Genomic DNA, 10,562 nt, shown 5'->3' on the forward strand with positions numbered 1-10,562 from the left:
GCCGTCCCCTCCCGTCGGCTCGCCCCGCGGCGCGTCGAACAGGGCGCTGACGGACTCCCCGTTGTGGATCCGGCGCACGGCCTCCGCGAGCGCCGGGGCGATGGAGAGGATCCGCAGCTTGTCGGTGTGCTCCTCGGCCGGCACCGGAACGGTGTTGGTGCACACGATCTCCAGCACGTCGGGCTGCTCGCTGAGCCGTTTGAGCGCCCCCGCCGCGAACAGCCCGTGCGTACACGCCACCCGAATGCTGCGCGGCCCCAGCTCCCGCAATCTCTCCAGGAGTTCGAGCACCGTACTGCCCTTGGCGATCTCGTCGTCGAGCACGATGACGTCCCGTCCGGTGACATCGCCGATCACCGCGCTGATGCTCACCCGGTCGTCCGCGTAGCGCTGCTTGGCCCCCGCGGCCACCTGGGCGCCGATCAGCCGGGCGAAGGCCGCGGCCTCCTTGGCGTTGCCCAGGTCGGGCGAGACGACGGTGGTGCTCGTCAGGTCGTACCGGCGGAAGTGCGCGGCCAGTTCGCGGTGGGCGTGCAGATGGTCGACCGGGACCGAGAAGAAGCCGTGCACCTGGGGCGCGTGCAGGGCCATGGTGAGCACCCGGCGGGCGCCCGCGGCCACCATCAGGTCCGCGACCAGGCGCCCGCCCATGGAGATACGGGGCGCGTCCTTCTTGTCCGAGCGGGCGTAGGAGTAGTGCGGCATGACGACCGTGATCCGGCCGGCCGAGGCCCCGCGGGCCGCGTCGCACATCAGCAGCAGTTCGACCAGGTGCTCCTGGACCGGCCGGACCAGCGGCTGGAGCAGGAAGACGTCCCGCTCCCGGCAGTTCGCCTGGAGCTGGACCTCCAGGCAGTCGTTGGCGAACCTGCTCACCCGGGTGGGCCTGAGCGGCACGCCGAGATGGGCACAGAGCTCCGAGGCCAGCTCGGGGTGGGCGCTGCCGGTGAAGACGGCGATGTCTCGCACGATCCGCTCCTCGCCTGACCAGGTCGCCCTGGTCACCTGGGGTCGACTCACGTGGGGCCGGTCGTATCGGGCCTGATCCCCATGCTCCCCGAGCGGCGACCCGGCCGCGAGCCGACGGCGCGCCGTCCCCTGGCGGGACCACCGGCCGACCGACGAACGGAGTCGATCAGCCAACCGGGCTGTCTGGCATCGCGATTGGCGGGCATCCGGCCAGTAGGAAGGAGGACCGCCGACATGACCTCTTCGATCAGGCGCATCCCCCGGCGCATGCCGGGCTGGGCGAAGGTGCTCACCGCCTTCGTGCTGGTGCTCGTCGTGCTGTTCGCCGGCGTCCGGCTGGCCGTACTGCCGGGACTGCGGGACCTGTTCGGCACCGAGACCCAGGACCGCTCGGGTCCCGCGCTCCTCAAGTCCATCCAGGACATGAGCCGTTACGACGCCGCCTCCGGCAACTTCCAGGTCGTCGTGGACCTGGAGAAGGACGCCAAGTACCTGCCCGACGTACTGCACGGCAGCCGCACCCTGTACGTCGGGGCGGGCACCGTCGACGCGTACGTCGACCTCGGCAGGCTGGGCGGGAACGACGTGACGGTCGACGCCGACCGCACGTCCGCCACCCTCCGGCTGCCGCACGCCCGGCTAGGCAAGCCGGCCCTCGACCCCGACCGTTCCTACGCCGTCTCCAAGCAGCGCGGTCTCCTCGACCGGCTCGGCGACCTCTTCTCGGACAACCCGAACAGCGAACAGGCCGTACAGAAACTGGCGGTCCGGCACATCGGCGAAGCCGCCAAGGACAGCGGGCTGACGGCACGGGCCGAGACCAACACCACGGACATGCTCCAAGGACTGCTGAGTTCCCTCGGCTTCAAGGAGGTGCACATCACGTACCGGAGCTGACCGACCGTCCGCGCCACCGCGCCACCGGACTCTCCAGATGTCCGGCCGGGCCCGACATCGACCCTGTGATGGCGGGTAACCCCCCTACAACGTCGGAAAGTTGAAGCATGGAGGAACTCATGGCCCGCGCAGCCTCCAGGCCGCGTACCGCCTCACGATCGCGCACCCCCCGAACCGATCCGGCAGCCGCCGGACCCGAGCCGTCCGCCTGGACCAGCAGGCTGCCCGGCTTCCGCTCCAGGGCGGCAAAGGCCGGGGCGAAACCGAAGACCGGGGCCAAGCCGAAGGCCACGGCGAAACCGAAGGCGGGGGCCAAACCGAGGGCCGGGGCGAAGGCGAAAGCCGGCACGAAGGCGAAAGCCGCCCCGAGGCCGAGCTTCGCCGCCAGGGCGAGGGCGGCCCTGAAGGCCAAGGGCAGGGCCACGGCACGGCCGGCCCGGGACGAGCGCCGTCCGCTGCCCCTCCCGCTGCGGGTTCTGGCGATGCTGTGCGCCTTCGTGTTCATGGTGGCGTTCGCCGTCGTGCTGGCCAAGCTCACCCTCGAACCGTCGCCCGCCTCGGTGGCGCTCACGCACACGAACCTCCATCCGGGCAGCTCCCTCAAGGCCTACCTGGACCAGCCCGCGCTGCGTGACGCGGTCAAGCAGATCGGCGGGAACGTGCTGCTCGGGGTGCCGTTCGGGATCCTGGTGCCGGTCGTGGCCCCGCAGGCCCGCGGTTTGCTGCGGGTGCTGCTGCTGACCGCGACCGTGATGCTGCTGGTGGAGTTCGCGCAGGGCGCCCTGATCACCGGACGGGCCTTCGACATCGACGACGTCATCCTCAACACCACGGGGGCGCTGGTGGGTTACCTGCTTCTCGGCCGACGGCTGAGCCGGGCGGTACACGCCCGCAGGCGGTCGCGCTAGCGGATGTCCGGGGGACAGCGGGGCGGCCACCGCCCGGCCGTCCCGCCGACCGTGGCACTCAGGTGCGGCCCCAGTGCAGCTTCCAGGTGAACTTGTCCCCGCCGACCCATCGGATCACGTCCGGATCGTCCAGGTCGTGGACGACGATGCCGGACGCGGCCGCTGCCGCGAGGACGTCGGTGACGGTCTTCGCCTCACCGACCACCTCGCCGTCGATCTCCACGATGCGAAACGGCGGGTCCCCCGGCTGGACGCCGAGCACCATGATCCGCGGACTGCCGATGTGAGGGCACGCGACTTCGGTCATGTCTTCGAGCCTAAATCGCAACCGGCGGTCGCGGGTGACGCGTGTCACCCGTCGGGCCCATCGGGTTCACCGCCCCGGCGGTGAACCGCGGTGCGGCCCGGCGCCGGCTGGGCAACCCTGGATCCAGGAGGTGGCGATGGAGCCGGTACGGGCCCTGGAGCGGATCGCCTTCCTGCTGGAACGGTCCGCGGCACCGACGTACCGCGTCCGTGCCTTCCGCACCGCGGCGCGCGTGCTGCGGGAGCTGCCCGAGGCGGAGCTGCGCGAGCGGGCGGCGGCCGGGACGCTGGCGGGACTCAAGGGCGTGGGACCGAAGACCGCCCGGGTGGCGGCCGAGGCACTGGACGGGCAGGTGCCCGGCTATCTGGCGAACCTGGAGGACACCGGGAGCGCGGGCCCGCTCGCCGAGGGCGGTGAGCGGCTGCGGTCACTGCTGCGCGGGGACTGCCATCTGCACTCCGACTGGTCGGACGGCGGCAGCCCGATCGACGAGATGGGCCGGACCGCGGCCGCGCTCGGGCACGAGTGGGCGGCGCTCACCGACCACTCCCCCAGGCTGACGGTGGCCCGCGGCCTGTCGGCCGAACGGCTGCGCGAGCAACTGGACGCGGTCGCGGAGCTCAACGAGACCTGGGCCCCGTTCCGGCTGCTGACCGGCATCGAGTGCGACATCCTCGACGACGGCACCCTCGACCAGGAGCCGGACCTGCTGGAGCGGCTCGACGTGGTCGTGGTGTCCGTCCACTCCAAGCTCCGTATGGACGCCCGGTCGATGACCCGGCGCATGGTGGCCGCCGTACGCGATCCGCACGCCGACATCCTGGGGCACTGCACGGGACGCCTGGTGGCCGGACGGACCCGGCCGGAGTCGGAGTTCGACGCGGACGAGGTGTTCGCCGCGTGCGCCGAGGCAGGTACGGCCGTGGAGATCAACAGCCGTCCGGAACGGCTCGACCCGCCCGAACGGCTGCTGCGCCGGGCCGTGGCGGCGGGAGTGCTGTTCGCCGTCGACACCGACGCCCACGCGCCGGGCCAGCTGGACTGGCAGGCGCTCGGCTGCGCGCGGGCCGAGCAGTGCGGGGTGCCCGCGGAACGTGTGGTGACCACCTGGTCCGCGGACGAACTGCTGGCCTGGACCCGGGACGGCCGGGTCCCCACGCCGGCGTCCTGGTGATCCGTGTCCCGCCCGGGGTGACACGGATCACCACGAGCGGCGGCCGGACGGGGAACAGCAGCCGGTGATTGCCCGTTGAACCAACCGTGGGAGCGAAGGGAACAGTGTCCCCGGGCCTCACCCCTTCGCCCCCGGGGACGATCGTTCGGCTGAAGCCCCGGGGAGCCCTCGCCGCGAGGCGACCGCCCTTCGTTCCCACCTTGTGCCGCCCCGACCGTGATTCCCCCGTCCGGTCGGGGCTCTTCGCCGTCCGGACGCCCCCCCCGACCGTGCTCGCTTGACTTCGAGAGCACTCGAATCCGTAGCGTTCGTGGCATGACCTCCGCACAGCACAAGATCGGCTCGGGCTTCGGCGCCGAGAGCACCGCCGACGACGTCCTCCAGGGCGTCGACCTCACCGGCAGGCTCGCCGTCGTCACCGGCGGCTACTCGGGCCTCGGCCTCGAGACCACCCGGGCCCTGACGAAGGCGGGCGCCCACGTGGTCGTCCCGGCCCGTCGCCCGGACACCGCCCGGGAGGCGCTCGCCGGGATCGACGGCGTCGAGCTCGACGAGCTGGACCTCGGCGACCTGGAGAGTGTGCGCGGCTTCGCCGAACGGTTCCTCGCCTCCGGCCGGACCGTGGACCTCGTCATCGACAACGCCGGGATCATGGCCTGCCCGGAGACCCGGGTCGGACCCGGCTGGGAGGCCCAGTTCGCCACCAACCACCTCGGGCACTTCGCCCTGGTCAACCGGTTGTGGCCGGCGATCGCGGCGGGCGGCGCCCGCGTCGTCTCCGTCTCCTCGCGCGCCCACCACTTCTCCGGCATGCGCTGGGACGACGTCCACTGGCGCCACGGCTACGACAAGTGGGAGGCGTACGGACAGGCCAAGACGGCGAACGTGCTGTTCGCGGTGGAGCTGGACCGACTGGGCCGGGACGCGGGCGTACGGGCCTTCTCGCTGCACCCCGGCGGCATCATCACCCCGCTCCAGCGGCACCTCCCCAAGGAGGAGATGATCGAGCGCGGCTGGATCGACGCCGAGGGCAACCTGCTGAACCCGAAGGGTTTCAAGACCCCCGAGCAGGGTGCGGCGACCCAGGTGTGGGCCGCGACCTCGCCGCTGCTGGACGGCCTGGGCGGCCTGTACCTGGAGGACTGCGACGTCGCCGAGCCCGCCGTGGAGGGCGGCGAGCCGAACGGGGTGAAGGACTGGGCGACCGATCCCGCCCAGGCCACCCGGCTGTGGACCCTGTCGGCCGAACTCACGGGGGTCGACGCCTTCTCCGGCTGAGCCTCGTCCGCCGGTCGCCGGCACAGGTGCGGGTCCGCGCGGACCGGGTACTCGGGCAGCTCCACCCCACCCACAGGGAGGAGACCGAGGTGTGCAGCGAACCGGGTCGGAGGGTGGTCGTCACGGGCGCCACCGGCCATGTCGGTACGAGCTTGGTGCGGCTGCTGTCCGAGGATCCGGAGGTGGGCACGGTACTGGGCCTGGCCCGTCGGCTCCCCGACTGGTCGCCGCCGAAGACGGACTGGGCCGCGGTCGACCTGTCCGCCGAGCGGCCCCATCCGGTGAAGGAGTTCGAGGGGGCGGCCGCCGTGGTCCATCTGGCCTGGACGTTCCGGCCGACGCACGATCCCGCGGTGACCTGGCGCACCAATGTGCTGGGCAGCATCCGGGTGTTCCAGGCGGTCGCCGCGGCGGGGGTGCCGACGCTGGTGCACGGGTCGTCCGTGGGGGCCTACTCCCCGGGGCCGAAGGGCCACACGGCGGACGAGTCGTGGCCGACGCACGGCTGGCCCGGCGCCGCGTACTGCCGGGAGAAGGCCTATCTGGAGCGGGTGCTGGACACGTTCGAGCGGGAGCATCCCGAGGTCCGGGTGGTACGGATGCGGCCCGCCTTCCTCGTCCGGCGCGAACCGGCCCGCGCACCGCGCCGCGCCCCCGGCGGGCGACTGCTGCCCGGTCCGCCGCCCCGGCCCGACCTGCTGCCGTTCCTGCCGGAGGTCCGCGGGCTGCGGGTGCAGGTCCTGCACCCGGACGACGCGGCCCAGGCGTACCGGCTGGCGGTGCACCGCCAGGTCCACGGGCCCTTCAACCTGGCGGCCGAACCCCCGGTCGACACGGAACTGCTCAGCGCGATGTTCGGCGCCCGTCCGGTACGGCTCCCGCGCACCGCGGCCCGCACCGCGGTCGCCGCCGCCTGGGGCCTGCGGCTGCTGCCCGCCTCGCCCCAGCTGTTCGACGCGGTCCTGCGGCTGCCCCTGATGGACTGCACGCGGGCGCACACCGAGCTGGGCTGGTACCCGCAGCACACCGCGACGGAGGTGCTGGAGGAGTTCCTGCTCGGCCTGCGCCGCGAGGAGGAGACGGAGACCGAGCCCGAGTCCGCGTGGTGGCGCAGGGCGGGGTGAGCGGCGCACCGGGCCGTCAGTGCGGGGCCCGCTCCTGGAGGGCCGTGCGCCAGGCCGGGGCCGGTCCCTCCGGCTCGGGTTCCGGACGGCGGCCGCCGCGGGAGAAGAAGTCGGCGAGCGGCAGGATCGCCGCGCCGACGGTGACCGCGTCGGGCCCGAGCCTGCCGAGCTCCACGGTGACCTTCTCCGCGGGATGCCGCAGGGCGTACGCGGTGGCGTGCCGGCGGACCGAGGGCAGGAAGCGGGCGCCGAGCTGGAGGCCGGCCCAGCCGCCGATGAGGATGCGTTCGGGCTGGAAGAGGTTGATCAGGTCGGACAGGCCCGCGCCCAGGTACTCGGCGGTCTCCTCCAGGACGGCGAGGGCGACCGGGTCGGCCGTGCCGACGCCGTCGACGGGGTAGGCGGCGGCCAGCATCGCGGTCAGCGCCGTCTCCTCGTCGGCGCCCTGCGGCGGCTGTCCGCCCGCCTCGCTCCACCGCTGGAGCAGCGACTCGGCGCCCGCGTACGCCTCCAGGCAGCCGAGGGCGCCGCAGCGGCAGCGGCGCCCTCTGACCCGTACCGTCAGATGGCCCCACTCCACGGCCCGGCCGTGTTCCACGTCGGCGGTGACGAGGCAGGCCCCGACGCCGGAGCCGAAGAGGACGACGACGGCGTTGTGGGCGCCGCGGCCGCCGCCGAACCACATCTCGGCCTGGCCGAGCGTCTTGGCGCCGTTGTCGATGAAGTACGGCACGCTCTCGGGGAGCTCGATCCCGGCGCGCAGCAGCGCCTCCAGCGGGACCGCGGGCCAGCCGATGGTCTGCCCGTGCACGACGGCCCCGCGGTCGGCGGTGTGCTCGACGATGCCGGGCACGCCGATGCCGACGCCGAGCAGCCGCTCGGGCGGGATGCCCGCGGTGGCGAGCACCTCGGCGATGCCGTCGCGGATGTGCCCGACGATCACCTCGACCTCGTACCGCTGGTGTTCCAGCGGGCGTTCCGCGCGGGCGAGTTCGGTGAGGGTCAGGTCGAACAGCTCGATGCGTACCCGGGTCTCGCCGACGTCGACGCCGATCATGTGACCGCTGCCGGGCGCGACGCGCAGCAGGGTACGGGGGCGGCCGCCGTCGGAGTCGACGCTGCCTGCCTCCTCCAGCAGGCCGTCCGCGACCAGGTCGGAGACCACGTTGCTGACCGAGCCTGAGCTCAGGCCGGTGACCGGGCCCAGCTCGAAGCGGCTCAACGGGCCGTCGAAGTAAAGCCGTTGCAGCACGACCGTGCGGTTGGCCCGCCTGAGATCGCGCACCGTGCGCCCGTTCCGCCCCGCCATGTGGTTCCTCCCGAACCCTGCCCGGAACCCGTCGGAACGGGTCCGGCACCCTGCCCGACCTGCAACATACCGCCGCAAGCTTGCCCGGCGCACTTCCTATGACCCTTAATTCACGTAACGAGCTAAGCGACGCCACCCCTTCTCGCTCATGAAATCCGTTGGCGTCCCCCTCGGACACTGCTTACCCTTGACCAAAACCTAGTACCCCTAGGTTTACCGGCGTCCGGGAGTGTCGGCACCCCCGGGAAGCCGCGCCGCACCCGCCGTACCAGGAGGCCACCCCCATGAGATCGCTCACCGAGCCGGAGATCCGCGAGTCCTTCGTCAACTGTTCGAAGGGCGAGGCCAAGCGGTTGTCCGTGCCCCGGGATCTCGACCGGCGCCCCTGGGCCGACCTCGACTTCCTGGGCTGGCGAGACCCTGGCGCACCCGACCGCAGCTACCTGGTCACCGAGCGGGCGGGACGGCTCGTCGGGGTGACGCTGCGCTTCCCGTCCTCGCAGCGCGGCATCCTGCACCGCAGCATGTGCTCGCTCTGTCTGACGACCCACCGCGGTGGCGGCGTCTCGCTGATGACCGCGCGCAAGGCGGGGGCCGCGGGCCGCGAGGGGAACTCGGTCGGCCTGTACATGTGCACCGACCTCGCGTGTTCCCTCTACGTACGCGGCAAGAAGTCGCTCGACTCCGGTTCGCGTTTCGAGGAGAGCCTGACGGAGGAGGAGCAGATCGCCCGTACGACGGGCAATCTGTCCGCGTTCCTCGACAAGCTGGACGTCTGAGCCCTCCGGCACCGGCGCGCTCACCCGGCCGACGGCGCCCAGCGCGGGTCGCGCCCCAGGAAGGCCGGCAGTGCCTCGGCCGCCGTGTGGTCCTCGTGGATCTCCTTGGCGGGCGCGAACACCTGGTAGGCATCGCGCAGGTGGTTCACGAGACGGTCCGCCGGGGCCGGACCTCCTCGGCGAGGCCATCCGGAAGTGGCCGGTTCTGGCCGGTCGCGACCGCGACCAGCACCCTGTCGAGTTCCGCCACCGGGTCCCCGGCGAGGGAGTCCTTCGGCCGGAAAGGGGTCGCTGTCCGGTCGGCCGCCGGTCAGGACGAGGCCGTGGGCCTGCTGGTCGATGCGCGCGTGGTCGAGGACCTGCCGTACCGACCACGCGGAACACGGGGTCGGTGCGGCCCGGGCCCCCTCCGGCACCGCGGCGACCACTTCCCGCAGGTAGTCGTGCGCGAGGGTGAGCACCTGGACGCCGTGGAACTCCGTCATGCCCCTGCCCCTCGGGTCGTGTTCCGGCTGGTGAGAACGAATCTATGGGCCCTTGCGGACATCCGCGGTCCTCGATCGGGACGTTCGAGCGGTCCTGGGATGGGGAACAGGCCAAGAGATGCGCGTTGCACAGGAGTGGAAAGAGTCCCTCGGACGGCTGGTGAGGCGCCACCGGGACCCCGTCGTCGTCCAGGCGCTGCGGTCGACCGCCGCGGCGACGATCGCCTACGTCATCGCCCTGCACCTCAGTCCGGAGCCCGCGCCCCTGACGGCCCCGCTGACCGCGCTGCTGGTCGTCCAGGTCACCCTGTACTCCACCCTCACCACCGGGATCCGCCGGGTGAACTCCGTGGTGGCCGGTGTCCTGGTCGCCATCGCCTTCAGCCTCCTGGTGGGGCTGACCTGGTGGAGCCTCGCGCTGGTCATCGTGGCGTCGCTGGCCGTCGGGCATCTGGTGCGGGTCGACGAGTTCGTGCCCGAGGTGGCGATCAGCGCCATGCTGGTGCTCGGTGTCACCGCGGTCGGCAACACGGCGTGGGCCCGGGTCCTGGAGACGCTGATCGGCGCGGTCGTCGGGCTCGGCTGCAACCTGCTGCTCGCCCCGCCGGTGTGGGTGGACGAGGCGGGCGAGTCGATCGTGGAACTGGCACGCCGGGTACGTCAGCTGATGCTGCGGGTCGGCGACGAGGCCGCCGGGCACACGCCCGTCGAGAACGCGACGGCCCGGCTGCACGAGGCACGCAGGCTCGACCACGACATCGCCCAGGTGGACGCCGACCTGCGGCAGGCCGAGGACAGTCTGCGGCTCAATCCGCGGGTGCAGGAGGGCCTGCTGCACCGCATCGTGCTGCGCACCGGGCTGGACACCCTGGAGATCTGCACCGTCGTGCTGCGGGTGATCACCCGTACGCTGACCGACCTCGCCAAGGAGCGCGAGTCCGAGCCGCTGTTCCCGCCCGGGACAGGGGACGTCGTGGAACAGCTGCTGTCCGAGGTCGCCGACGCCGTGGTCAGTTTCGCGGTCCTGGTCACCAGCCATGTGAGCGCCAACGCCGAGTCGGCCGAGGACCGGCTCGCCGCCGCGTTGCAGCAGGCGGCGACCACCCGGGACAAGCTGTCCCGGCTGCTGCTGGAGGAGATCCAGCGCGACGCCCGGCAGTGGCAGCTGTTCGGTGCGGTGCTGACCGAGACGACCCGCATCATCGACGAGCTGGACACCGAGCACCGCTCGCGCCGGCTGATGGAGGAGCTGGACCGCTGCGCACGCCGGCAGCACGCGCGACTGTCGTGGGTGGCCCGGCTGCGCGCGTAGCCCGGTCGGGCGGTCGGGCG

Annotated in this window: 11 protein-coding genes; 7 read left to right on the forward strand and 4 right to left on the reverse strand. The window is 72.5% G+C overall.

From position 1 onward, the window contains the following. Positions 1-969 (reverse strand): ribose-phosphate diphosphokinase (locus FNH09_RS40745; RefSeq protein ID WP_162469837.1); only part of this gene is annotated, 969 nt, incomplete at its 3' end. Between the two features lie 234 nt (positions 970-1,203). Here FNH09_RS40745 and FNH09_RS40750 point away from each other — a divergent pair. Further along, complete coding sequence (locus FNH09_RS40750) at positions 1,204-1,866, forward strand: DUF4230 domain-containing protein (RefSeq protein ID WP_152894911.1); 663 nt, start codon at positions 1,204-1,206, stop codon at positions 1,864-1,866. Between the two features lie 401 nt (positions 1,867-2,267). Continuing rightward, positions 2,268-2,774, forward strand: a complete 507-nt coding sequence (locus FNH09_RS40755) for a VanZ family protein (protein WP_238427395.1) — start codon at positions 2,268-2,270, stop codon at positions 2,772-2,774. 58 nt (positions 2,775-2,832) lie between these two features. Here FNH09_RS40755 and FNH09_RS40760 read toward each other — a convergent pair whose 3' ends face one another. Continuing rightward, positions 2,833-3,081 (reverse strand): hypothetical protein, encoded by a 249-nt coding sequence (locus tag FNH09_RS40760; RefSeq protein ID WP_152894912.1) that lies wholly within the window; start codon positions 3,079-3,081, stop codon positions 2,833-2,835. Between the two features lie 136 nt (positions 3,082-3,217). On the opposite strand from FNH09_RS40760, the gene FNH09_RS40765 reads away from it, so the two are divergent. The 3 genes from FNH09_RS40765 to FNH09_RS40775 all read left to right on the forward strand — a co-directional run bounded on the left by FNH09_RS40765 (position 3,218) and on the right by FNH09_RS40775 (position 6,657). Continuing rightward, on the forward strand, positions 3,218-4,255 hold the full coding sequence (locus FNH09_RS40765; protein ID WP_162469838.1) for a PHP domain-containing protein: 1,038 nt from the start codon (positions 3,218-3,220) through the stop codon (positions 4,253-4,255). A gap of 315 nt (positions 4,256-4,570) precedes the next feature. Continuing rightward, positions 4,571-5,533 carry an SDR family NAD(P)-dependent oxidoreductase gene (locus FNH09_RS40770; protein ID WP_152894914.1) on the forward strand — a complete coding sequence of 321 codons (963 nt, stop codon included), beginning with the start codon at positions 4,571-4,573 and terminating at the stop codon, positions 5,531-5,533. Positions 5,534-5,622: 89 nt separating this feature from the next. Beyond that, positions 5,623-6,657, forward strand: coding sequence for an NAD-dependent epimerase/dehydratase family protein (locus FNH09_RS40775; protein ID WP_162469839.1), 1,035 nt, complete (start codon positions 5,623-5,625; stop codon positions 6,655-6,657). A 16-nt stretch (positions 6,658-6,673) separates the two neighbouring features. Here the strand turns inward: FNH09_RS40775 and FNH09_RS40780 are convergent, their stop codons facing one another. Beyond that, entirely contained in the window at positions 6,674-7,966 is a 1,293-nt protein-coding gene (locus tag FNH09_RS40780) for an ROK family protein (RefSeq protein WP_152894915.1), read from the reverse strand. A gap of 284 nt (positions 7,967-8,250) precedes the next feature. On the opposite strand from FNH09_RS40780, the gene FNH09_RS40785 reads away from it, so the two are divergent. Next, positions 8,251-8,745, forward strand: a complete 495-nt coding sequence (locus FNH09_RS40785) for an FBP domain-containing protein (protein WP_152894916.1) — start codon at positions 8,251-8,253, stop codon at positions 8,743-8,745. Between the two features lie 20 nt (positions 8,746-8,765). On the opposite strand, the gene FNH09_RS40790 is transcribed toward FNH09_RS40785, so the two are convergent. Then, positions 8,766-9,230 carry a maleylpyruvate isomerase N-terminal domain-containing protein gene (locus tag FNH09_RS40790; RefSeq protein ID WP_152894917.1) on the reverse strand — a complete coding sequence of 155 codons (465 nt, stop codon included), beginning with the start codon at positions 9,228-9,230 and terminating at the stop codon, positions 8,766-8,768. Positions 9,231-9,348: 118 nt separating this feature from the next. Between FNH09_RS40790 and FNH09_RS40795 the strand changes: the two genes are divergently transcribed. Beyond that, a complete protein-coding gene (locus FNH09_RS40795) occupies positions 9,349-10,542 on the forward strand; it encodes an FUSC family protein (RefSeq protein ID WP_152894918.1) in 1,194 nt (397 codons plus the stop codon). Positions 10,543-10,562 lie beyond the last annotated feature (20 nt).

The organism is Streptomyces adustus (genome assembly GCF_009377175.1).
GTDB lineage: Bacteria > Actinomycetota > Actinomycetes > Streptomycetales > Streptomycetaceae > Streptomyces > Streptomyces adustus.

Bases quoted from the DNA above. Each gene is read 5' to 3' on its own strand.
- FNH09_RS40750 (WP_152894911.1), top strand. From the start codon at position 1,204: ATGACCTCTTCGATCAGGCGCATCCCCCGGCGCATGCCGGGCTGGGCG.
- FNH09_RS40760 (WP_152894912.1), bottom strand. From the start codon at position 3,081: ATGACCGAAGTCGCGTGCCCTCACATCGGCAGTCCGCGGATCATGGTG.
- FNH09_RS40765 (WP_162469838.1), top strand. From the start codon at position 3,218: ATGGAGCCGGTACGGGCCCTGGAGCGGATCGCCTTCCTGCTGGAACGG.
- FNH09_RS40770 (WP_152894914.1), top strand. From the start codon at position 4,571: ATGACCTCCGCACAGCACAAGATCGGCTCGGGCTTCGGCGCCGAGAGC.
- FNH09_RS40780 (WP_152894915.1), bottom strand. From the start codon at position 7,966: ATGGCGGGGCGGAACGGGCGCACGGTGCGCGATCTCAGGCGGGCCAAC.
- FNH09_RS40785 (WP_152894916.1), top strand. From the start codon at position 8,251: ATGAGATCGCTCACCGAGCCGGAGATCCGCGAGTCCTTCGTCAACTGT.
- FNH09_RS40790 (WP_152894917.1), bottom strand. From the start codon at position 9,230: ATGACGGAGTTCCACGGCGTCCAGGTGCTCACCCTCGCGCACGACTAC.
- FNH09_RS40795 (WP_152894918.1), top strand. From the start codon at position 9,349: ATGCGCGTTGCACAGGAGTGGAAAGAGTCCCTCGGACGGCTGGTGAGG.